Origin of the sequence: Burkholderia savannae, from assembly GCF_001524445.2 — a bacterium.
In the GTDB taxonomy this organism is placed as follows: domain Bacteria; phylum Pseudomonadota; class Gammaproteobacteria; order Burkholderiales; family Burkholderiaceae; genus Burkholderia; species Burkholderia savannae.
The window spans coordinates 2,105,109-2,126,057 of sequence record NZ_CP013418.1 but is presented as its reverse complement, the minus strand read 5'-3'; the positions used below and the strand labels follow the sequence as shown (position 1 = coordinate 2,126,057).

19 protein-coding genes are annotated in these 20,949 nt (G+C 66.6%); 17 read left to right on the top strand and 2 right to left on the bottom strand.

The window, feature by feature from the left end:
• The first annotated feature begins 26 nt into the window (after positions 1–26).
• The 11 genes from WS78_RS30485 (at position 27) to WS78_RS30425 (ending at position 12,688) form a co-directional block, all read left to right on the top strand.
• On the top strand, positions 27–1,487 hold the full coding sequence (locus WS78_RS30485; RefSeq protein WP_059579783.1) for a flavin-containing monooxygenase: 1,461 nt from the start codon (positions 27–29) through the stop codon (positions 1,485–1,487).
• Positions 1,487–2,188, top strand: a complete 702-nt coding sequence (locus tag WS78_RS30480) for an ABC transporter ATP-binding protein (RefSeq protein ID WP_038749020.1) — start codon at positions 1,487–1,489, stop codon at positions 2,186–2,188. Before WS78_RS30485 ends, WS78_RS30480 begins: the two co-directional genes overlap by 1 nt.
• Positions 2,188–3,654 carry an ABC transporter permease gene (locus tag WS78_RS30475; RefSeq protein ID WP_059579787.1) on the top strand — a complete coding sequence of 489 codons (1,467 nt, stop codon included), beginning with the start codon at positions 2,188–2,190 and terminating at the stop codon, positions 3,652–3,654. The genes WS78_RS30480 and WS78_RS30475 overlap by 1 nt, the downstream gene beginning before the upstream one ends.
• Positions 3,655–3,710: 56 nt before the next feature.
• On the top strand, positions 3,711–4,493 hold the full coding sequence (locus WS78_RS30470) for an outer membrane lipoprotein-sorting protein (RefSeq protein WP_059579882.1): 783 nt from the start codon (positions 3,711–3,713) through the stop codon (positions 4,491–4,493).
• Positions 4,490–5,788, top strand: a complete 1,299-nt coding sequence (locus WS78_RS30465; RefSeq protein ID WP_059579792.1) for a hypothetical protein — start codon at positions 4,490–4,492, stop codon at positions 5,786–5,788. Before WS78_RS30470 ends, WS78_RS30465 begins: the two co-directional genes overlap by 4 nt.
• A 44-nt stretch (positions 5,789–5,832) precedes the next feature.
• Positions 5,833–6,231 (top strand): DUF4345 domain-containing protein, encoded by a 399-nt coding sequence (locus tag WS78_RS30460; RefSeq protein ID WP_059579796.1) that lies wholly within the window; start codon positions 5,833–5,835, stop codon positions 6,229–6,231.
• A 73-nt stretch (positions 6,232–6,304) separates the two neighbouring features.
• Entirely contained in the window at positions 6,305–7,069 is a 765-nt protein-coding gene (locus WS78_RS30455) for a 4'-phosphopantetheinyl transferase family protein (protein ID WP_059579798.1), read from the top strand.
• A gap of 87 nt (positions 7,070–7,156) precedes the next feature.
• Positions 7,157–8,260: an esterase/lipase family protein gene (locus WS78_RS30450; protein WP_059579803.1), complete on the top strand. Its 1,104-nt coding sequence runs from the start codon at positions 7,157–7,159 to the stop codon at positions 8,258–8,260.
• Between the two features lie 334 nt (positions 8,261–8,594).
• A complete protein-coding gene (locus WS78_RS30440; RefSeq protein ID WP_038749037.1) occupies positions 8,595–11,018 on the top strand; it encodes a putative bifunctional diguanylate cyclase/phosphodiesterase in 2,424 nt (807 codons plus the stop codon).
• A 33-nt stretch (positions 11,019–11,051) separates the two neighbouring features.
• Positions 11,052–11,792 carry a TenA family transcriptional regulator gene (locus WS78_RS30435; protein ID WP_038749040.1) on the top strand — a complete coding sequence of 247 codons (741 nt, stop codon included), beginning with the start codon at positions 11,052–11,054 and terminating at the stop codon, positions 11,790–11,792.
• Positions 11,793–12,091: 299 nt separating this feature from the next.
• Positions 12,092–12,688, top strand: a complete 597-nt coding sequence (locus WS78_RS30425; RefSeq protein ID WP_038749042.1) for an MlaC/ttg2D family ABC transporter substrate-binding protein — start codon at positions 12,092–12,094, stop codon at positions 12,686–12,688.
• A gap of 158 nt (positions 12,689–12,846) precedes the next feature.
• On the opposite strand, the gene WS78_RS30420 is transcribed toward WS78_RS30425, so the two are convergent.
• Positions 12,847–13,494 carry a response regulator gene (locus tag WS78_RS30420; RefSeq protein ID WP_038749045.1) on the bottom strand — a complete coding sequence of 216 codons (648 nt, stop codon included), beginning with the start codon at positions 13,492–13,494 and terminating at the stop codon, positions 12,847–12,849.
• Complete coding sequence (locus WS78_RS30415; RefSeq protein WP_059579887.1) at positions 13,491–14,891, bottom strand: cache domain-containing protein; 1,401 nt, start codon at positions 14,889–14,891, stop codon at positions 13,491–13,493. The genes WS78_RS30420 and WS78_RS30415 overlap by 4 nt, the downstream gene beginning before the upstream one ends.
• Before the next feature lie 1,209 nt (positions 14,892–16,100).
• Between WS78_RS30415 and WS78_RS30405 the strand changes: the two genes are divergently transcribed.
• The 6 genes from WS78_RS30405 (at position 16,101) to WS78_RS30380 (ending at position 20,705) form a co-directional block, all read left to right on the top strand.
• The gene (locus WS78_RS30405) at positions 16,101–16,799 is read left to right on the top strand and encodes an energy transducer TonB (RefSeq protein WP_038749048.1); all 699 of its coding nucleotides are present in this window, start codon (positions 16,101–16,103) and stop codon (positions 16,797–16,799) included.
• Positions 16,800–16,871: 72 nt separating this feature from the next.
• Complete coding sequence (locus WS78_RS30400) at positions 16,872–17,768, top strand: MotA/TolQ/ExbB proton channel family protein (protein WP_038749051.1); 897 nt, start codon at positions 16,872–16,874, stop codon at positions 17,766–17,768.
• A 13-nt stretch (positions 17,769–17,781) separates the two neighbouring features.
• Positions 17,782–18,204: an ExbD/TolR family protein gene (locus WS78_RS30395; protein ID WP_038749054.1), complete on the top strand. Its 423-nt coding sequence runs from the start codon at positions 17,782–17,784 to the stop codon at positions 18,202–18,204.
• A 9-nt stretch (positions 18,205–18,213) separates the two neighbouring features.
• Positions 18,214–18,639, top strand: coding sequence for an ExbD/TolR family protein (locus WS78_RS30390; RefSeq protein WP_038749057.1), 426 nt, complete (start codon positions 18,214–18,216; stop codon positions 18,637–18,639).
• 17 nt (positions 18,640–18,656) lie between these two features.
• A complete protein-coding gene (locus WS78_RS30385) occupies positions 18,657–19,856 on the top strand; it encodes a tetratricopeptide repeat protein (RefSeq protein WP_059579807.1) in 1,200 nt (399 codons plus the stop codon).
• 273 nt (positions 19,857–20,129) lie between these two features.
• Positions 20,130–20,705: a helix-turn-helix domain-containing protein gene (locus WS78_RS30380; RefSeq protein WP_038749063.1), complete on the top strand. Its 576-nt coding sequence runs from the start codon at positions 20,130–20,132 to the stop codon at positions 20,703–20,705.
• Positions 20,706–20,949: the final 244 nt, after the last annotated feature.

Genomic DNA, 20,949 nt, shown 5'->3' with positions numbered 1-20,949 from the left:
ACCGTACAAGTGAAGGAACGACAACGATGACGACGACGAACACGACGACGGAACCGAGCGCGGCAGCGGCAGCGACGTCGGCGCACCGGGATTGCAGCGGCCGCTATTGCATCATCGGCGGCGGCGCGGCCGGCATCGCGACGGCGAAGAACCTGCGCGAACACGGCATCGCGTTCGATCTGATCGAGCGCGAGGACGACATCGGCGGCACCTGGTACTACGGCAAGCCGTGCAGCGCGATCTACAAATCGGTGCACATGATCAGCTCGCGCGAGTTCTCCGAATACACGGATTACCCGATGCCGGCCGATTACCCGACGTACGCGCGCGGCGATCAGGCGCTCGCGTATCTGCGCGACTACGCGCGCCGCTTCGGCGTCTACGAGCACGCGGAGTTCAACCGGACCGTGCTGGAAGTCGCGCCGCTCGCGGAAGGCGGCTTGTGGCGCGTCGAGCTCGACGGCCACGACGTGCGCCACTACAAAGGCGTATTCGTCTGCAACGGCCATCTGTCGAAGCCGCAGGTGCCGGATTATCCGGGCCGCTTCGACGGGCTGCAGCTGCATTCGGCGCTGTACAAGACGCCCGACGTGCTGAAGGACAAGCGCGTGCTCGTCGTCGGCGCGGGCAATTCGGGCTGCGACATCGCGGTCGAGGCGGCTCATCACGCGAGCGCGGTGTTTCACAGCACGCGGCGCGGCTACTTCTACTGGCCGAAATTCCTGTTTGGGATTCCTGCGGATCGCTGGGCCGAGTGGCCGCTGAAGCTGCGTCTGCCGCTGTGGGCGCGGCGCTTGTTCGGCGAACGGCTCTTGCGTCTGACGACGGCCGGCCAGCCGGAAGACTACGGGCTGCCGAAGCCGGACCACAAGCTGTTCGAAGCGCACTTCATCATCAATTCGACGCTGTTCTATCACCTCGGGCACGGCGATCTCGCCGCGAAGCCGGACGTCGTCGAGCTGAAGGGCGACCGCGTGGCGTTCGCGGACGGCAGCGAGGAACAGATCGACGCGATCGTCTACGCAACGGGCTTCCAGCTGAGCTTCCCGTTTCTCGACCAGTCGTATCTTCAATGGGACAAGATGCAGCCGCGCCTCTACCTGAACATCTTCGATCGCGCGCATCCGAACCTGTTCTTCATCGGCCTGTTCCAGACGTCGACCGGCAACTGGCCGCTGATGGATTATCAGGCGCAGCTCGTCGCGCGCTACCTGCGCGCGCGCGATGCGGCGCCGCGCAAAGCCGCTCGGATCGACCGGCTGACCGGCCGCGACCGCTCGAACTGGAACGGCGGAATTCATTTCAGCGCTACGCAGCGGCACGTGATCGAAGTCGAGCACTTCGCGTACCGGCTGCAACTGAAGCGGCTGATTCGCTCGCTGCCCGATTCGCGCGTCGCGTCGCGGCAGGCGCGGCCCGTGGCCGTCGCGGCTTCGGCTTCGCCTCCGGCGCAAGCCGCCGCGCGCGTGCAGGCGGGGGACGCGTGATGCCGATCGTGCGCGTCGAGAACGTCAGCAAGACCTACTTGCTCGACAGCGTGAAAGTGACCGGCCTCGCCGGCGTGTCGATCGACATCGACGCGAATCGCTTCACCGTGCTGAGCGGCCCGTCCGGCAGCGGCAAGACGACGCTGCTCAACATGATCGGCTGCATCGACCGGCCGGACGCGGGGCGCGTGAGCGTGGCGGGGCAGGACACCGCGACGTTGTCCGACGATGCGCTGTCGGATTTCCGCGCGAGACAGGTGGGCCACGTGTTCCAGTCGTTCAACCTGCTGCCGGTGCTGTCCGCGTACGAGAACGTCGAATATCCGCTGCTGATGGCGCGCACGCCTGCACGCGAGCGCGCGGAGCGCGTCGCGTATCTGCTCGATGCCGTCGGCTTGAGCGGCAAGGGCGCGCACCGGCCGAGCCAGCTGTCGGGCGGCCAGCGGCAGCGCGTCGCGATCGCGCGCGCGCTCGCGGCGGGGCCGTCGCTCGTGCTCGCCGACGAGCCGACCGCGAACCTCGACAGCGTCACGGGCCAGGCGATCATCGCGTTGATGCACAAGATGCAGCGCGAGAGCGGCGTGTCGTTCATCGTGTCGTCGCACGATCCGCAGGTGCTGGATGCGGCCGACGACGTCGTGCAAATTCGCGACGGGCGCATCGTCGATCGCCGCCGCGTCGCGCAGGAGGCGCAGAGCTGATGCATACCTTCATGTTGGCGCTGCGCAATCTGCAGCGAAACCGGCGGCGCTCGATCACGACGCTGCTCGCGATGATCGTCGGCGTCTGCGCGATCCTGCTGTTCGGCGGCTTCAGCAAGGACATCACGTTCGGATTGCAGACGGATTTCGTGCGGCGCAGCGGGCACTTGCAGATCCAGCGGCACGGCTATTTCCAGTACGGCAGCGGCAACCCGGTCGCGTACGGGATCGGCGGCTACGAGCGGCTGATCGCGCAGCTGCGCGACGATCCGGTGCTCGCGCCGATGATCGCGGTGATCACGCCGACGCTGCAGTTCGGCGGGATCGCCGGCAACTTCGAAGCGGGCGTGTCGCGCACGGTGCTCGCGCAGGGCGCGATCGCCGACGAGCAAGACCGGATGCAGCAGTGGAACGACTACGGCTTTCCATTGACGCCGAAGCCGTATCCGCTCGTCGGCACCGTGCCCGATGCGGCGATCGTCGGGCACGGCGTCGCGCGCGTGCTGCATCTATGCGGGCCGCTGCGCGTGCCCGATTGCGGCGACGGCGGCATCGCGAAGGGGGCCGCAACGGCCGCGTCCGGCGTGGCGACGCCCGACGCAGCGACGTCCGATGCATTCGCGCCCGCCGCGGCCGACGCGCCCGCCGACGTGCTCGCGCTCGCCGCGGCCGAGGCGGACGCGCAAAAGCGCGAGCGAAAGAGCGACGGCGCGGGCGCGACGCACATCGAGGTGCTCGCGGCGAACGCCTACGGCGCGCCGAACGTCGGCGGCTTCACGGTGGTCAAGGCCGAGCAGCAGGGCGTGAAGGAGCTCGACGACGTTTATCTCGCGATGCATCTGCCGCGCGCGCAGCGGCTCGTCTACGGCGGCGACGCGCCGCGCGTGACGGCGATCGAGATCCAGTTCAAGCACACCGCGCAACTGCCCGCCGCGCGCGCGCGGATCGACCAGCTGTTCGGCGGCCGCTTCGAAGGCCAGCCGCTCGACATGCTCGATTTCGCCGCGCTCAATCCGTTCTATGACCAGACGAACCGCATGTTCTCGATGATCTTCGGCTTCGTGTTCGTGCTGATCGGCGCGATCGTGCTGTTCGTGGTCAGCAACACGATGAGCACGGCGATCCTCGAGCGGACCGTCGAGATCGGCACGCTGCGCTCGATGGGCGTGCGCCGCGGCGGCATCCAGGCGCTGTTCGTCTGCGAAGGCGCGCTGCTCGGCATCGTCGGCGCGTCGGTCGGCGTGCTCGTCGCGCTCGGTCTCGCGGCAGCGGTGAATCACAGCGGGCTCGCGTGGACGCCGCCCGCGCGGATCGATTCGGTCGCGCTGACGGTGCGCGTGTGGGGCGAATGGCGCCTCATCGCGTTGACGTTCGTCGGGCTCGCGTTCGTCGCCGGGCTGTCCGCATGGCTGCCCGCGCGGCACGCGGCGCGGCTGTCGATCGTCGACGCGCTGCGCTACGTATGAGTTTCGTGAATTTTCAGTTTGAACAACGAAAGATCGAATCGATCGGGAGGTGGAGCGTGCGTCGCTTGTTTCGTACATGGTGGATCGGATTGAGTCTCGGCGCGGCGGCGCTCGCGCATGCGCAGACGCCGCCCGATCCGCAGAAGCTGCTCGCGGAAAGCGACGCGATCCGCACGCCGGCGAAGTCGTTCGTGCTCACCGCGACGCTGACCGAATACCGGTCCGGCAAGCAGGTCGACGGCAACACGCTGTCGATCTATTCGAAGCCCGACGCGCCGGGCGGCGCGTTCCGCACGCTGGTGCGCTTCGTCGCGCCCGCGCGCGATGCGGGCAAGCTGATGCTGAAGAACGGCAACGACCTGTGGTTCTACGATCCGGCGAACCAGGCGAGCATCCGCATCTCGCCGGACCAGCGGCTGCTCGGGCAGGCGGCGAACGGCGACGTCGTGACCGTCAATCTCGCGCACGATTATCAGGCGGAGCTCGAGGGCGCCGAGGACGTGATGGACGGCGACCGGCAGACGCGGCATTGTTACAAGCTGTCGCTGAAGGGCAATGCGCAGGGCCTCACGTACCATCGGATCGAGATGTGGCTCGACGCGTCGAACAGCCGGCCGGTGAAGGCGAAGTTCTATTCGGAAAGCGACCGGCTGCTGAAGAGCGCGTTCTATCGGCGCTATACGATGGAGCTCGGCGTGGAGCGTCCGACCGAGACGGTGATCATCGACGGCCTCGATCCGAACTGGGTGACGGTGATGCGCTTTTCCGGATACGCGTGGCGCGACATTCCGGACGCGTGGCTGCAGCGAGATTATCTGCCCCGCTTCCAGGCGCAATGACGCTCAGATCGTTGGCGGTCCTGATTTGCGCGGCGGCCGCGGCGATGCCGCTGCGCGCCGCGGCGGCAGGCGATGCTGACGCGCCGGGCGACGCGACGAACGCGGCGCTGGACCTGGCTGACGCAACGCCTGTCGCCGCGCCGGAAGCGGCGCGATCGTGGAAATTCAGCGTGCAGGATGCGGTGCGCTGGAGCGACGACCGTGACGCCGCTTCATCGTGGCGTAACCAGCTGTCGCTGGAATTCCAGTTCGAGCACGCGCTCACGCCGACGCTGAACGTGAACTTCGCGATGCGGTTCGATCGTTTCGATCCGTTGTCGTCCGGCGCGGCGTCGCACCGTGACGTGATGCTCGTCAAGGAGGCGTATGCGAGCTGGAAGCCGTCGCCGCTGCTGGCGATCGACGCGGGCCGGATCAACGAACGCATCGGCGCGGCGATCGGCTACAACCCGACCGATTTCTTCAAGGCGGGCGCGGTGAGCCTCGACGTGCCGCCCGATCCGGACAGCCGCCACACGAACCGGCTCGGCAGCGTCGGCGTGCGCGCGCAGCGCGTCTGGGATTCGGGATCGATCGCGTTGATGCTGTCGCCGCGGCTCGCGAGCCGCAGCGTGCCGGGCGATCCGTTCGCGTCGTCGGACCTGCGGCGCACGAACGGCGTCGATCGCTGGATGCTCATCGGCAGCCAGCGGATCACGCCGGCGATCCAGCCGCAGTGGGTGCTGTACGGCGAGAGCGGGCAATCGCCGCAGTTCGGGCAGAATCTGAGCGTGCTGCTGGGCAACGCGGTGGTCGCGTACGCGGAATGGACGCTCGGCTGGCGGCCGTCGCTGATCGGCTCGGCGACGGGCGGCGGCAACGGCAACCGCGCGTTTCGCACGCGCTCGGCGGTCGGCTTTACGTGGACGCTACCGATCGACTTGTCGCTGACGGCTGAGCTGCAAGGCAACAGCGGCGGCGCGTCGGCATCGCAATGGCGCGCGCTGCAGGCGAGCGATCCTTACGCGTGGGGCCGCGCGGTTCGTACGTCGATCGCCGCGCAGGAGTTGCCGTCGCGGCACGGGCTGTTCCTGATGGCCGCATGGCGCAACGTGTTCGTGCGCCGCCTCGACCTGACGGGCTTCGCGCAACTCGATCTCGGCGCGGGGCGGCAGTATTGGGTCGAGCTGCGGCGGCGCTTCGACACGTTCGACGTCGCCGTGCAGTTCCTGCGGCAGACGGGACCGTCGTGGAGCCGCTTCGGCGCGATGCCCGAGGCGAGCAGCGTTCAGGTGCTGGGCATTTTTTATCAATGAGACGTCGTCAATCGTCGAATAACAAGGACAAGGGCCACTCTTCGATGAGCAAACGCATTCTGCAAATCGCCACCGCGATTCTCGCGGCCGTGCCGGTCGCAACCGGCGCGCTCGGCATGATGGGCATTCACGATCCGCTGTACGCATCGCTCGGCGTCGCGCTGCCCGCCGACGCGACGCTCGACAGCAACCTGCGCTTCTACGCGGGCGTCTGGTTCGGCCTCGGTCTCGGCGCGTTCTGGACGATCCCGAACATCGAGCGCAACGGCGTCCTGTTCCGCGCGCTGTGGACGATGATCTTCGTCGGCGGAATCGGGCGTCTCATCTCACTCGTGTCGCTCGGCGCACCGTTCCCGCCGTTCATCGGCTTTACCGTACTCGAGATCGTCGGCGCGCCGCTGTTCGTCTGGTGGCAGCGCCGCGTCGCGGCGACGGCCGGCTGACGGGCGACGTCGAGCGCGCAGCGCGGCCGGCGCCGTCGGCGTGCGTTTGAAACACTTAGGTTGACTGACAAAAATGATGGCGGAAGGATTGCCGCGCGCGGCACCGCATGACGACGCGGCGGCGCTGCGGTTCAGCGTCGCGCGGCCGTCGGCGGCACTGACGGAGCGGTTGATGCGCGGCGAGGCGCACGTGTGGCGCGCACGCGCGGACGAAGCGGGTTCGTATCTGAAGCGCGATTGCTTGTCGCTGAGCGAATACGAGCGCGCCGCGCGGCTCAAGTTCGGCGCGCATCGCGAGTTGTTCGTGTTCGCGCGCGCGATGGTGCGCGTCGTGCTCGGCGAATACCTGAGCGCCGATCCGGCGCGGCTCGTGTTCGACGTCGAGCCGGGCGGAAAGCCGGTGCTGTTCGGCCGCGATCTCGAATTCAGCGTGAGCCATGCGTGCGGCGCGGTGCTGATGGCGGTCGCGAAAAAGCGGGTGGGCTGCGATCTCGAATCGCTCGGTCGAAAGCTCGACGTCGACGCGCTCGCGGCCGCGAGCCTCGGCGAACGCGAGCGCGACCTGTTCGAGCGCGCGCCGAAAAACGCGCGCGAGCGGCTGTTGCTGCAATTGTGGACGCGCAAGGAGGCGCTCTTGAAGGCGCACGGCGCGGGCCTGCGGCGCGATCCGCGGGAGCTGGAGATGCCGTGGCCCGTGTCGCCGGGCGCGCGGGACGAATGCGTGAGCGACGGCGTGCGGTGGGCGGTCGCCGACGTCGCGCTCGGCGCGCAGTGGCGCGCCGCGGTCGCGATGGAGGATCGCGGCGCGCACTTGCGCGGATTCTGTTTGGGGTGGTGAGCCGCCGTCCGGCGTCGCGATCGTGGCGATTGCGGCGAACGGGCGTGCGGCATCGTTCAAGTAACGCTACATGCAGGGGAATCGTTCATGGAGTCGATGTTCAAATGCGTCGCCGACGCGGCGCGGGCAGCAAGAAAAAGTCTGATGAATGCCTGGGCGACGGCGATCGTCGCCGCGATGTGCGCGATCGCCGCGCCGGCAGTGCACGCGGACACCGCGGCGGGCGCGGTCGACGATTACGCGGCGACGCGCTATCCGATCATCCTCGTCCACGGCCTGACGGGCACCGACGACTATTTCGGCATCGTGCCTTACTGGTACGGCATGCAATCCGATCTGCAGCGGCACGGCGCGACCGTGTTCGTCGCCGATCTGTCAGGATTCCAGAGCGACATCGGCCCGAACGGGCGCGGCGAGCAGCTGCTCGCGTACGTGAAGCAGGTGCTCGCCGTCACCGGCGCGCAGAAGGTCAACCTGATCGGCCACAGCCAGGGCGGGCTGACGTCGCGCTACGTCGCGGCGGTTGCGCCGGATCTCGTTGCCTCGGTGACGACGATCGCGACGCCGCATCGCGGCTCGCAGTTCGCCGACTTCGTGCTCGGCGCGCTGAGTCTCGATCCGACCGGCCTGTCGACGCCGATTTTCGGCGGACTGCTGAATATTTTCGGCATCCTGACAAGCCACACACACAACACGAATCAGGATGCAATCGCCGCGCTGAACGCGCTCAGCACGCCATACGCGACGCAATTCAACACGCTGTTCCCGAGCGCGAGCCTCGGCGCGGCCGGCGCGTGCGCGTCGGGCGTGCCGAGCGAGACGGTCGGCGGCAACGTGCACCTGCTGTATTCGTGGAGCGGCAGCGCGTACCAGCCGATCAAGGTGCTCGGCGTCACGACGGGCGCGATCGACACGAGCACCATTGCGCTCGTCGATCCGGCCAACGTGCTCGATCCGTCGACGCTCGTGTTCCTGACGGCCGGCAACATCATGGCGCTCAAGCAGGCGGGGCCGAACGACGGCTTCACGTCGACCTGCAGCTCGCTCTACGGAACGTCGATCTCGACGGATTACAAATGGAATCACTTCGACGAGATCAACCAACTGCTCGGCGTTCGCGGCGCGTATGCGCCCGATCCGGTCGCGGTGCTGCGCACGCATGCGAACCGGCTGAAATTACAGGGCGTTTGAAAGAAGGTTGAGCGGCGGCGCGCCGCGCGTCGTATGATTGTCCGACGAATGCGCCGCCGCTTGCGCGAGCGGCGGCGCACGCGCATTCATGCAGCGGACGCGTCATATGTAACGCGACGAGCAGACGAATGCGCGCAAGATGGCCAGTCTACGCACGACCTCCACGAGGATCTGCGAGACAGGCCACGCTTCGAGCATCTGGCGGCGGACCGGCAACGGGTCGCCGCCGGTTCGTTTCCGGCGTTAGCGCGCGCCGGGGGAATACGAGACCGCCGCGGTGAAGCGGCGCGGCGGCGGGGCTGAGGCAAGGTGGACGATGAACGGGACTTCCAGCATGCGCGAACAGGCGCTCGGCTTGAACGACGCAAGAGGCCAGGCGGCCGAACTGAGGCCGGCGCTCGACGTCTGGCCGATCCTGCTGATGGTGTCGGTGCTCGTGTGCGTCGTGATCGTGAGTCTGACGGTGGTGTCCTTCCTTAGGGTGTACATCGGCGGCGAGAGCACGTGGTCGAAGTCGCAGAAGGACGCGGTCATCTATCTGATCCGTTACGCGGAGACGGGCGACGAGCGCGCATACAAGCTCTACGAGGCCGCGATCGACAAACCCTATCGGCTGAGCCTCGCGCGCGCCGCGTTGCAGCGCAAGCCGCCCGATCGCGCGACCGCGCGCGAGGCGATCATCGCGAGCGGCATCGACCCTACCGACGCGGCGGCGGCCGCGCTGCTGCTGCCCGCGCTCAGCTGGGTCGCGAAGATCAACTACGCGCTGCAGTGCTGGATGCAGGCCGACGTCGAGCTCGCCGAGTTCCGCAGCGTCGCGAGCCAGCTGCACGCGCTCGTCAGCAGCGGCCATCGCGACGATCCGCGCGTGAAGGAGCTCGAATATCGCGCGTGGGACATCAACGAGCGCGTGTCCGGCCTGCCCGATCGCTTCTCGAAGGCGTTCAGCGACGAATTCCGCTCGAGCGTCGCGCTGCTGCTCGTCTGCTACTTCGTCGCGTCGATGTTCCTGATGTATCTCGCGCTCGTCTGGGCGCGCAAGGCCGCGTTGCAACGGTTGTCGATCCAGTACGCGCTCGACCGCAGCGAGGCGTTCGCCGAGGCGGCGCTGAGCTCGGTCGCGGAGGCCGTGATCACCGTGGGGCTCGCGAAGAACGTCGACTTCATCAACAACGCGGCCGAGCAGTTGCTCGGCTATTCGGCCGCCGCGTGCGTCGGCGCGCCGGTGTCGAGCGTGCTGATGCTGCTCGACAAGGAGACGGGGAACGCGGTCGACATCGTCGACGAACTCTGGGCGCGCGAGGAGCGTACGCCGATCAAGCGCGAGGTGCATCTGCTGCGCCGCGATCACTCGAAGATAGTTGTACAGACAACCATCTCGGAAATGGGCGACCGCGTGCATGGCCACATCGGCTACGTGCTGATCCTGCGCAACATGACGCGCGAGCAGCAGTTCCTCGAAAGCCTCGCATGGCAGGCGACGCACGACGTGCTGACGGGGCTCGTGAACCGCGTCGAGTTCGAGCGCCGTCTCGAAGTCGCGCTCGCCGACGCGACCTCCGGCAAGGCCCGCATCGATTCGATGCTGCTGATGCTCGACCTCGACCGCTTCAAGGAGATCAACGACACGTGCGGCCACGCGGCGGGCGACGCGATGCTGCGTGAAGTTACGCAGCGCTTCCAGAGCTGCCTCGACGACGAGGACGTGCTCGCGCGGCTCGGCGGCGACGAGTTCGGCGTGCTGCTGCCGCACGGCGCGGGCTCGTGGCCGTCGAAGAACAAGGCCGAGCGGCTGCGCCGCAGCCTCGAGGATTTCGTGTTCCTGTGGGAGGGCGAGCGCTTCACGGTCAGCGTCAGCATCGGCGTGCTCGAGCTCTGCAAGGCGCCGCGCAATCTCGAGATGGCCGTCAAGCTTGCCGACATCGCGTGCTACATCGCGAAGGAGCGCGGGCGCAACCGCATCCAGCTCGCCGACCCGAGCGACTTGCAGCAGGCGCGCCACGTCGGCGACGTGCAATGGAGCCGCCGGATCAAGACCGCGCTCGAAACCGACGGCTTCCGCCTGTACGTGCAGCCCATCGTCCACACGCGCCCGGATTCCGGCACGCCCGAGCGCGCGGAGGTGCTGCTGCGCATGACGGGCGGCGCGGGCCGCGACATCTCGCCCGCCGCGTTCCTGCCGGCCGCCGAGCGCTACGGGCTGATGGGGCTCATCGACCGCTGGGTGGTCCGCACCGTGTTCCACAAGTTGAGCGCGATGCCGGTACGCGAGTACCACGAATACAACGTGAACTTGTCGGGCGCGTCGATTTCCGACGAGCGCTTTCTCGAATTCGTGATCGCCGAGCTGTTGAGCTCCGGTCTCGAACCATCGGTGATCTGCTTCGAGATCACCGAAACGATCGCCGTGAAGAATCTCGAGCTTGCGTCGCGCTTCATGAGCGAGCTGCGCACGATAGGCTGCCGCTTCGCGCTGGACGATTTCGGCGCGGGCATGTCGTCGTTTCGCTATCTGCGCAACCTGCCGATCGATTACCTGAAGATCGACGGCGAATTCGTGTCGAACATGATGTCGGACCGGGTGAGTTTTGGCGTCGTCAGCGCGATCAACGCGGTCGCGCACTCGATGCGTTGCAGCACCGTCGCCGAGCATGTGGAATCCGACGCCGAGCTCGGCATGCTGCGCGAGCTCGGCATCGACTTCTGCCAGGGATATTTCTTTGCTCAGCCTTCGCCGTGGCGCGAGGGCGGCTATTGACGTGGTTGGGTGACTTTATCTAAGGAGAGGAAATTGCATATCCCTTTTGAACGCGAAGGCGACTTGATGGATATCGGGAGCTATCCACACTGGCTACAGGACGTGGTCGGCACGGTGCGGGCGGCGCGCGACCGCGTGCGCTTCCACGAGGTTTTCTCGCTGATGCGCGACGGCCGCCTCGCGCCGCGGCAGCTCGCCGCGTTCTTCGTGAACGGCTGGCCCGTCGTCGAGCAGTTTCCGAAGTACATGTCGATGAACCTGCTGAAGGCGAACGGCACGAGTTCGTCCGGCGACGAGAAGGCGCGCCGCTATCTGATTCGCAACATTCGCGTCGAGCTGAACCACGTCGAGCACTGGGTCAACTGGGCGGAGGCGAGCGGCTTGCCGCGCCGGCAGCTGATCGACGGCGACAGCCCGCCCGCCGCGCTCGCGCTCAGCCACTGGTGCTGGAAGAGCAGCAGCGCGGATTCGCTCGCGGCGAGCATCGCGGCGACCAACTACGCGATCGAAGGCGTGACGGGCGAATGGAGCGCGGACCTGTGCCGTTCGGACGTCTATGAAATGGGTTTTCCCGAGCATGTGCGCGGCCGTGCGATGCGCTGGCTGAAGCTGCATTCGAGCTATGACGACAAGCATCCGTGGGAGGCGCTCGACATCGTCGCGACGATCCTCGGCCAATCGCCGAGCACCGAGCAGGTGCGCGACGTCTCGGCCGGCATCGAGCGCAGCTTCCGTTATTTCGAGATGAGCCTTTCATGCTGCCTCGACGCGTGAGCTCCGCGCGTCGTCGTCTGGCGGCGGGCGAACGCAAGCCCGGCCGGCGACGGCGAGGCGAGCCCGCTTCGCGGGCGATCCGCGGTGGCGCGCGTCGATCGGTCGCGCATGCGTGTCCATGCGTGGCGGCGACGGAGAGGCGCACCGCTTCGCCGGCCGCGTCGTAAATATTTCGTCTATTCGGTAACAGACCGTCACGGCGCCGCGCGAGCGCGCCAAGCTCGGTATACTGTCCTGTCTGCGCCGGCGCCGTGTCGCGTCCGGCTTGTTCTCTTCCTAGTTCGATACACGCTACACGCATGAAACGTCATCTGTTTGCTTTTGTGGCCGCGGCCGTCGTGTCCGTTTCGGCAATCGCTCAAACCGCGCCCGTCGAGGTGGTCAGGAACGCCGTGGAGGGCACCGTCGGCGCGATGAAGGCGGACCCCGCCGCGCGCGGCGGCGACATGGCGAAGATCACGCAGATCGTCGAAGCGCGCTTTCTGCCCGCGACGAACTTCGAGCGCACGACGCGCATCGCGGTGGGCGATGCGTGGAAGCAGGCGAGCCCGCAGCAACAAGAGGAGCTGTACAAGCAATTCCGGATTCTGATGACGCGCACGTACGCGGCATCGCTCGCGCAGCTCGGCAGCCAGGACGCGAAGTTCAGTTTCAAGGCGGCGGGCGCGGGCGGCGCCGACGCGCTGGTGCGCTCGACGGTGACGACGCCGGGCGACAGCCAGTCGGTCGGCTACCGGCTCGGCAAGATCGGCAACGACTGGAAGATCTACGACATCGACATGTCGGGCGCGTGGCTGATCCAGGTCTACCAGGGCCAGTTCAAGGCGCAGCTCGCGCAGGGCGGCATCGACGGTCTGATCGCATTCCTGACGAAGCACAACGCGCGCGCGAACTGAGCGCGCCGGCCGATTCGTTCGGCATTCGTCATTCGTCATGCAAATGGGCGCTTCGGCGCCCTTTTTCATGTCGCGCGATGAAGATGCGGGGTGTGTCGAGCGCGCTGCGCGCTGCGCGTGGCGTGCGCTCGCCGCTGATGCTTGTGTCGCGCGTTCGCCTAGCGCCTGCGATGCTCGACCGCGAACTTGATCAGCTCCGCCTGGCCTTCGATATCGAGCTTGCGTTTCAGATTCAGCCGATGCGTTTCGACCGTGCGCACCGACAGGCCGTTGCGCTGCGCGATCTGCTTGCTCGACAACCCGTGCGCGAGCGCATCGAGGATGTCGCGTTCGCGCGGCGTGAGCCGGTCGAGCGGCGACGCTTCCGCGCTCGCGTGAATCATCCGTGCGGCGATGCCCTCGCTGAAGAACGTCTGACCGGCGAGCACCGCACCGATCGCGCGCACGATCTCGGTCGCGGGCGAATCCTTCAGCAGATAGCCGCTCGCGCCCGCGCGCACCGCCTGCGTCACGTATTCGACGTTGTCGTGCATCGACAGCATCAGCACGCGAATCGCAGGGAAGCGCTCGTGAAAGACGCCCGCGAGCGCGATTCCGTTCATGCCCTGCATGCCGATGTCCATCAGCGCAAGATCGGGCTCGAGCGATTCGGCGAGCGCGAGCGCTTCGTCCGCGTTGCCCGCTTCGCCGACGACGGCGAGGCCGGGCGCCGCTTCGAGGCGCATCTTGAGGCCGTCGCGCACGAGCGGATGGTCGTCGACGAGCAGGAGGCGCGCGGGGCGCGTCGTCGAGGAGGAAGTCGTCATCGCGTGGTTCCTGTTGAGTCGGCGCCGGACAGCGGCACGCGCGCGGCGACGACCGTGTGTCCGACCTGCGAGCTGATCGCGAGCGCGCCGCCGAGCGCGTCGAGCCGCTCGCGCATGTTGCGCAGGCCGACGCCGCCGCGCGCGTCCGCCTGCGCGCGTTCGGCGTCGAAGCCGCGGCCGTTGTCGGCGATCGTCAGCGCGGCTTCGCGCGACGACAGCTCGAGCGTAACGGCCGCGCGCGTTGCATGCGCATGGCGCAGGATGTTGGTCAGCGCCTCCTGCGCGATGCGAAAGAGCGCGGTTTTCACGGGTGCCGGCAACGACGGCGCGCCGCCGTGCTCGACCCGCGTGAAGCCGAGCTCGACGCCCGTCTCCACGCCGAGTTCGCGCACCAACTGGTCGAGCGCGGCTGCGAGGCCGAGGTCGTCGAGCATCGTGGGGCGCAGCGCGTGCGAGATGCGGCGCACTTCGCGCAGCGTGTCGCCGAGCCGCGCGATGCCTTTCGACAGCGCGGCTTCCGCGGCGGTCTCGCGCGTCGGCAGGCGCGCGAAGCGTTCGAGCGCCGATTCGAACATCAGCTTCGCCGACACCATCATCTGGCTGATGCCGTCGTGCAGCTCGCGCGCAAGGCGCGCGCGCTCCTGTTCCTGTGATTCGACGACTTGCTGCGCGAGGCGCTTGAGCTTCGCGTCCGCGCTGCGCGACTCGCTCACGTTCAGCACGAGCGCGCACAGCGCGATGACCGCGGCGCCCGCGAGCGCGATCGCGCTCAACCACGTCATCGTGCGCTCGATGTTCGCCGATGCGCGCGCGTCGATCCGCGCGAGCGCGGTGTCGACGTCGTCCAGATAGATGCCGGTGCCGACCATCCAGCCCCAGCGCGGCAGCGAAACGACGTAGCCGAGCTTCGGCGCGAGCTTGCCTGTCGACGGGCGCTGCCACACGTAGCGCACGTAGCCGCCGCCGCGCGACGCGGCCGCAATCAGCTGTTGAATCGCGAGCGAGCCCCGCGGGTCGCGCAGCGACCAGAAATTGTGACCGACCCGTTCGGGCTCGCGCGGATGCATCAGCGAATTGCCGTGCAGATCGTAGACGAAGAAGTAGCCGTCGGGGCCGAATTCCATCTTTTGCAGCATCGCGAGCGCTTGCTGGCGGAGCATCGCGTCGTCGCGCGCGTTGTCGCGGCCTGCCTCGTACAGCGGCGCGACGGCGCTCGTCGCGAGATCGACGTAGTGCTTGAGCTCGATTTCCTTGCTCGACAGGTACGCGGCCTCGATCGTCGCGTGCTGCGTGCGCGCGAGCAAGGTTGCTTGCTGGCGCACGCCCAGGCCGATCGCCGCGATCGTCACGAGGAAGGGCACGATCGCGAGCAGGAAGATCTTGAACTTCAGCCTCATCGCAATGGGCATCCGGCCGTGGGGGCGCGCGCCGCGCACGCGCGGCGGACCGCGCGCGGGGGCGCGCCGTCGATTGTCTGTCTGGTCGGCGGCGCGCCGCCTTCAATGATGTCGCGCGCGAGTCTCATCTGGGTTCCATCGCCGGGATTGGCACATGTCGGCGAGCGGCTTGTGGTTGTCGTTCGGCGCCGATCGTTCCGCCGAGCGCATTCTAGCGGAAGATTCGCGGCCTCGACTTGACGGCGCGCGGTATGCGCGCGGCGGATGCTCGAAGAAGCGGTCGGAAACGGGCGGCGTTCACCCGCGTCGTTTTGCGTGTATCGCTCGCGTGGCGACAAGCGCGTGCGAAGAGGGGGCCTTCCGGCGTCTCAAGCGCGAGTCGATCGGCACGACGGCGGCGCGGCGATCGAAGCCGCGACGCTCATGCCATGCCGGTCAGGCTGCAACCACCTGCTTCGTATGCGAATCGACAAGTCGCGCCGAGCGTCATGCGATGCCGCCGGCATCCCGATTCGAGCGCTCGCCGCCATGTGCGCGACGGCTGCCCGGAAGGGCGATGCGGGCTCTCGCGGTTTCGTTTCTCGGCATATTGATTAGAAATGCGAAGTAATGAGATGGGGGGGAATGCGCCTGAAGAGATGCGGTCGAAGGAGGGTATTTTTGAGATACGAGGATGCGCCGTAAAAGAAGACTTGAAATTGCAGCGCACCAAATAAGAGAATTACGCGGCTTAGAAGATAATCGAATTGCCAACCCATACAAATCAATTACTTTATCGACAATTTCAATTCAAATTCCTTACTAAATCGTTTTTCGAATAATTGCTCCAAATTTTGTGTGGGCACATCAAATAAAGTTTGACGGCAAAATTTTTTCCTTGCTATCTTCTGCTCCCAAGACACGCGCTACATACAGGCTGATCGAAGAAAGTGAATGAAGAACCGGCGTTTCGTCTGAGAAATGGGGTGCGGGCCTCAACCTGACGAATACCTGTCTGAAAAGCGTTGCTGCAACATCAAAACCGGCGAACCGGCCGCGGGGAATAAATCAATAGCGTCGTATCGATTGAATTCGCATCGTACACCGCGGCTAATAATTTGGATTCCAAAACAAATTGAAAGCTTGCGGGCCGATGGCGAATGAAGAGTCCAGCGCATCGCGTCGCAGCTGGACGGCTGGACGAATCGTGCTTTGGGGGTGAAAGTGGGTATGAAAGTCGACGAAGGCTTGGCTGTTTCAAACGACGGACTCGCTCGGCTCGGTCGTCCGCGCGAATTCGGCAAAAGGCAGCAGAACCCGGCTCGGCGCTTCGGCGGCCTCGCGATCGTGCTCGCGCTGCACATCGTGCTGGTTTATGCGCTCCTCAACGGCCTCGCGACGAAGGTCGTGCAAGTCATCCAGCATCCGATCGAGACGCGCATCATCGAACCGGTGAAGCCGCCGCCCCCGCCGCCGATGCCGACGGTCAAGCTCCCGCCGCCGAAGTTCGCGCCGCCGCCGCCTCCGTTCGTGCCGCCGCCGGAAGTGCCGGTGCAGGCGCCGACCCAGCCGACGATCACGCACCAAGCTGCGCCCGTGCAATCCGCGCCCGCCGTGCAGGCGCCGGTGGCCGCCGCGCCCGCGCCGGCGAAGGCGGTCAGCCATGAAGTGGGCGTCGTGTGTCCGAATTCCGACCAGATCCGCGCATCGATGCAGTATCCGAAGGAAGCCCAGGAGAACAACATCACGGGCGACGTGACGATCGAATTCGTCGTCGATGCGGAAGGGCGCATCACGAGCGAGCGCGTCGCGCAATCGGCCGATCCGGTGCTCGATCGTGCGGCGTTCAATGCGGTCAAGCAGTTCAAGTGCGTAGCGCAAGGGCAGTCGGTGCGCGTGCAGGTTCCGTTCTCGTTCAACCTGAACTGAGCCCGTACGCGGGCCGGACAGGATCGGGAGCGAACCCGGTTAATCAGTTCAACGAAAAATTTGGAGTGGGGTATGACCAAGCGTTCACTGGCCGCTCTGGCGGCAAGCATGTTGATCTCCGTCGCTGCGGTTGACGCGCTTGTCGCGCCGCAGCAGGCCTTTGCGCAGGCGAGCGACGCGGCGGTCGCGGTGTCCGCGGCCACGGCACCTCAGACGGCGAACACGGCGGCAGAACCCGCGCCGCCGCCCGCGCCCGCGGCGACCGAAGCTGTCGAGAATCCGTACGGCCTCGGCGCGTTGTGGAAGAACGGCGATTTCGTCGCTCGCTTCGTGCTGCTGTTGCTCGTCGTGATGTCGATGGGCAGCTGGTACATCATGATCACCAAGTTCCTCGATCAGCTGCGCGCGAACCGCCGCGCGAAGGTCGCCGACGAGCAGCTGTGGAGCGCGCCGTCGCTTGCCGAAGGCGCGAAGCGGCTCGACGAAGCGTCGCCGTTCCGCTTCATCGCCGAAACGGCGATCGAGGCGGGCGAGCATCACGACGAAGCGCTGCTCGAAGCGGTGGATCGCAATACGTGGATCGACGTGTCGGTCGAGCGGGCGATCACCAACGTGTCGAACCGCCTGCAGGACGGGCTCGCGTTCCTCGGCACGGTCGGCTCGACGGCGCCGTTCGTCGGCCTGTTCGGCACCGTGTGGGGCATCTATCACGCGCTGACGGCAATCGGCATCGCGGGCCAGGCGTCGATCGACAAGGTCGCGGGGCCGGTGGGCGAGGCGCTGATCATGACCGCGATCGGCCTCGCTGTCGCGGTGCCGGCGGTGCTCGGCTACAACTTCCTCGTGCGTCGCAACAAATCGGTGATGGAGCGCGTGCGCAACTTCGGCGCGCAACTGCACACGGTGCTGCTCGCGGGCGGAAAGCGGGCCTCGCGAGCGAACGTGCAGGCCGCGTCGCTCGTTCGCTGAAGCGGGGTGCGCCATGGGCATGAGCGTCGGGCAGGACGATAACGACGAGGTGATCTCCAACATCAACACGACGCCGCTCGTCGACGTGATGCTGGTGCTGCTGATCATCTTCCTGATCACGATTCCGGTCGTCACGCACACGATTCAGCTGCAACTGCCGAAGGAAACGATCCAGCCGCTGCAGACCACGCCGAAGAGCGTCGAGATCGCGGTCAATCGCGACGGCGATGTCTTCTGGAACGAGACGCTCGTCGACGCTTCGACGCTGCTGTCGAAGCTGAAGACCGTATCGGTGATGAATCCGCAGCCGGACGTGCACGTGCGCGGCGATCAGAGCACGCGCTACGAGTTCATCGGCCGCGTGATCACCGCATGCGAGCGGGCCGGCATCGCGAAAGTCTCGTTCATCACGGAACCGCCCGCGCGCGGCGGCTAGGAGGCGACGATGGGAATGAACGTATCTTCGGGCGGCGGCGAGCCGGACGTGATGGTCGACATCAACACGACGCCGCTCATCGACGTGATGCTGGTGCTGCTGATCATGCTGATCATCACGATCCCGATCCAGATGCACTCGATCAAGATGAATCTGCCGGTCGGCAATCCGCCGCCGCCCGCGACGCAGCCGGAAATCGTGCAGATCGACATCGATTTCGACGGCACGACGACGTGGAACGGCGCGCCCGTGCCGAACCGCGCGGCGCTCGAGGCGAAGCTCGCGCAGGTCGCGGCCGAGCCGGTGCAGGCGGAGATTCACCTGCGGCCGAACAAGCTCGTGCCGTACAGGGACGTCGCCGCGGTGCTCGCGTCCGCGCAGCGCATCGGCGCGACGAAGATCGGGCTGATCGGCAACGAGCAGTACATGCAATAACGAAGCGAGCGTGTCCCATGATCCAACGATGGTTGAAGTGCGCCGTGCTGGCGGCCGCGCTCGGGGGCTGCTGCGTCGTCGCCGCGCCGTTCGGCGCGGCGGCCGCTGCCGAAACGTTGCGCCCGGACGTCGCGCGGCCGCTCGGCGCCGCGCAGGACCTGTATCGAGCGCACAAGTACCGCGATGCGCTCGGCAAGATCGCGCAGGCCGCAGCGGTGCCGAACAAGACGCCGTACGAGACCTACATGGTCGAGGAGATGCGCGGCGCGGCGGCGATGGCGGCGGGCGATACCGGCGCGGCGATCCAGGCGTACGAGGCGGTGCTGGGTTCCGGCCGGCTGTCGAAGGACGACGAGCAGCGCACGACGGCGGCGCTCGCCGGCGTCTACTTCCAGCAGCGGAATTATCCGCAGGCGATCAAGATCGCGCAGCGCTATCTGAAGGCAGGGGGGGGCGATCCGGACATGCGCACGCTGCTGGTTCAGTCGTACTACCTGTCGAACGATTGCGCGGCGGTGATGGGCCAGCTCAAGCCGAGCGTCGACGCGCAGGCGCGCGCCGGACACGCGCCCGACGAGGCGCAGTTGCAGATGCTCGGCACATGCGCGCAGAAGATGAAGGATGGGGCGACTTATCGGGCGTCGCTCGAGAAGCTCGTCGCGTATCACCCGAACCCCGCGTACTGGGACGAACTGTTTCGTTCGATTCGCGACAAGCCCGGCTATCTGTCGTCGCTCGATCTCGACATGTATCGGCTGCGGCGCGCGACAGGCGCGCTGAACGGCGCCGACGCATACATGGAGATGACGCAGCTGGCGCTCGTCGCGGGTTCGGCGGCGGAAGCGAAGCAGGTGATCGATCAGGGCTTCGCGTCCGGCACGCTCGGGCGCGATGCCGGCGCGGATCGCGAGAAGCGGCTGCAGGCGCTCGCGGCGAAGCGCGCGCAGGCGCCGGCCGACAACGCGAATCCCGTCGCGCCGATCGACGCCGGGATGAATCTCGTGTTCGCCGGGCAGACGAAGCAGGGCATCGCGGCGATGGAGGCGGCGCTTGCGAAGGGCGGCATCGAGCATGTCGACGAAGCGCGGCTGCGGCTCGGCGAAGCGTACTACGTGGCGGGCGAGAAGGCGCGCGCGGTGCAGACCTTCCGCAGCGTGCAGGGCGGCGACGGCTCGGCGGATCTCGCAAGACTGTGGGCGCTCGTCGCGGCGAGATAGCGGCGCTCGCGCGCTTGGAGGGGCGGGAACGGCGGTTATCGGCGAAACACGGGGAAAGGAGCGGCTTTGCTGATCGGTGAAACGAACGGTGCCATCTTGCGCGGCGCATCCGGGCTCGGGACGTTCCCGGACAGCTTGCGCAAGGCGTGCACGTCGCCCGCGCGGCCCGCATCGCGTATGGCGGGTCGCCGCTTCGCGATGCGGGCTGCGCGGGCGCAGCGCAGCCGGCTTCTTCATCAAAAACGATTCTTGATCGCGGGATTGTGTGTTGCCATGGTTTTGCCACTCGACGAATCGGCGGTAGTCGCAGCCTCGATTGGAAACAAGATACGAGCGCTGCGCCAGCGGCTCAAGCTCACGCTCGACGAAGCAGCGGCGGCGGCCGGCATTTCGAAGCCGTTTCTGTCGCAGGTGGAGCGCGGACGCGCGACGCCGTCTATCACGTCGCTCGTCGGGATCGCGCGTGCGCTCGGCGTGACGATGCATTACTTCGTCGATGCGCCGACCGAAGCGCGTTCGGTATGCCGCAGCGAGGCGCTGCAGTATTTCAGCCTCGCGAACTCGACGAACGCGTTCGCGCGCCTGACGAACGTTGTCGACGGCCGGCAACTCGACGCGATTCTCGTGCGGATGCCGGCCGCGCAACCGCTTTCGGAAGTCACGACGCACGCGGGCGAGGAGTTTCTGTACGTGGTGAGCGGCCGCGTGGAACTGACGCTGGAGGACGTGACGTTCTCGCTGGCGGCGGGCGACACCGCGCATTACGAATCGACGACGCCGCATGCGTGGCGCAACGGCGGAGACAGCGAGGCGCTGGTCGTCTGGGTGGGGACGCCCAGGTTGTTCTGAGCAAGCCTGGCAACTCGGTTTGATCTTCGAATGTAAATGTAAGGAATCCTGATGTCATGAGGCGGTGAGATGCCGAAGCAGACGGGATGAAAAGAAACGAATAACAGGGCTCGCTTCGTAGAAATTTCGTGAACCTAACAAATTGAAAAGAAGCGAAGGGCCGTGAAGACGCGAGCGCGTCGATCGTTTGGCGGCGTCCGGCGGGCAGTCGGGCGGCAGCGGGGGCGGTACGCGAGTGCCGCGA

What these genes read in the sequence shown, in the direction of transcription:
- WS78_RS30485 (WP_059579783.1), top strand. Translation starts at nt 27, where the DNA reads ATGACGACGACGAACACGACGACGGAACCGAGCGCGGCAGCGGCAGCG.
- WS78_RS30480 (WP_038749020.1), top strand. Translation starts at nt 1,487, where the DNA reads ATGCCGATCGTGCGCGTCGAGAACGTCAGCAAGACCTACTTGCTCGAC.
- WS78_RS30475 (WP_059579787.1), top strand. Translation starts at nt 2,188, where the DNA reads ATGCATACCTTCATGTTGGCGCTGCGCAATCTGCAGCGAAACCGGCGG.
- WS78_RS30465 (WP_059579792.1), top strand. Translation starts at nt 4,490, where the DNA reads ATGACGCTCAGATCGTTGGCGGTCCTGATTTGCGCGGCGGCCGCGGCG.
- WS78_RS30460 (WP_059579796.1), top strand. Translation starts at nt 5,833, where the DNA reads ATGAGCAAACGCATTCTGCAAATCGCCACCGCGATTCTCGCGGCCGTG.
- WS78_RS30455 (WP_059579798.1), top strand. Translation starts at nt 6,305, where the DNA reads ATGATGGCGGAAGGATTGCCGCGCGCGGCACCGCATGACGACGCGGCG.
- WS78_RS30450 (WP_059579803.1), top strand. Translation starts at nt 7,157, where the DNA reads ATGGAGTCGATGTTCAAATGCGTCGCCGACGCGGCGCGGGCAGCAAGA.
- WS78_RS30440 (WP_038749037.1), top strand. Translation starts at nt 8,595, where the DNA reads ATGCGCGAACAGGCGCTCGGCTTGAACGACGCAAGAGGCCAGGCGGCC.
- WS78_RS30425 (WP_038749042.1), top strand. Translation starts at nt 12,092, where the DNA reads ATGAAACGTCATCTGTTTGCTTTTGTGGCCGCGGCCGTCGTGTCCGTT.
- WS78_RS30420 (WP_038749045.1), bottom strand. Translation starts at nt 13,494, where the DNA reads ATGACGACTTCCTCCTCGACGACGCGCCCCGCGCGCCTCCTGCTCGTC.
- WS78_RS30415 (WP_059579887.1), bottom strand. Translation starts at nt 14,891, where the DNA reads ATGAGGCTGAAGTTCAAGATCTTCCTGCTCGCGATCGTGCCCTTCCTC.
- WS78_RS30405 (WP_038749048.1), top strand. Translation starts at nt 16,101, where the DNA reads ATGAAAGTCGACGAAGGCTTGGCTGTTTCAAACGACGGACTCGCTCGG.
- WS78_RS30400 (WP_038749051.1), top strand. Translation starts at nt 16,872, where the DNA reads ATGACCAAGCGTTCACTGGCCGCTCTGGCGGCAAGCATGTTGATCTCC.
- WS78_RS30395 (WP_038749054.1), top strand. Translation starts at nt 17,782, where the DNA reads ATGGGCATGAGCGTCGGGCAGGACGATAACGACGAGGTGATCTCCAAC.
- WS78_RS30390 (WP_038749057.1), top strand. Translation starts at nt 18,214, where the DNA reads ATGGGAATGAACGTATCTTCGGGCGGCGGCGAGCCGGACGTGATGGTC.
- WS78_RS30385 (WP_059579807.1), top strand. Translation starts at nt 18,657, where the DNA reads ATGATCCAACGATGGTTGAAGTGCGCCGTGCTGGCGGCCGCGCTCGGG.
- WS78_RS30380 (WP_038749063.1), top strand. Translation starts at nt 20,130, where the DNA reads ATGGTTTTGCCACTCGACGAATCGGCGGTAGTCGCAGCCTCGATTGGA.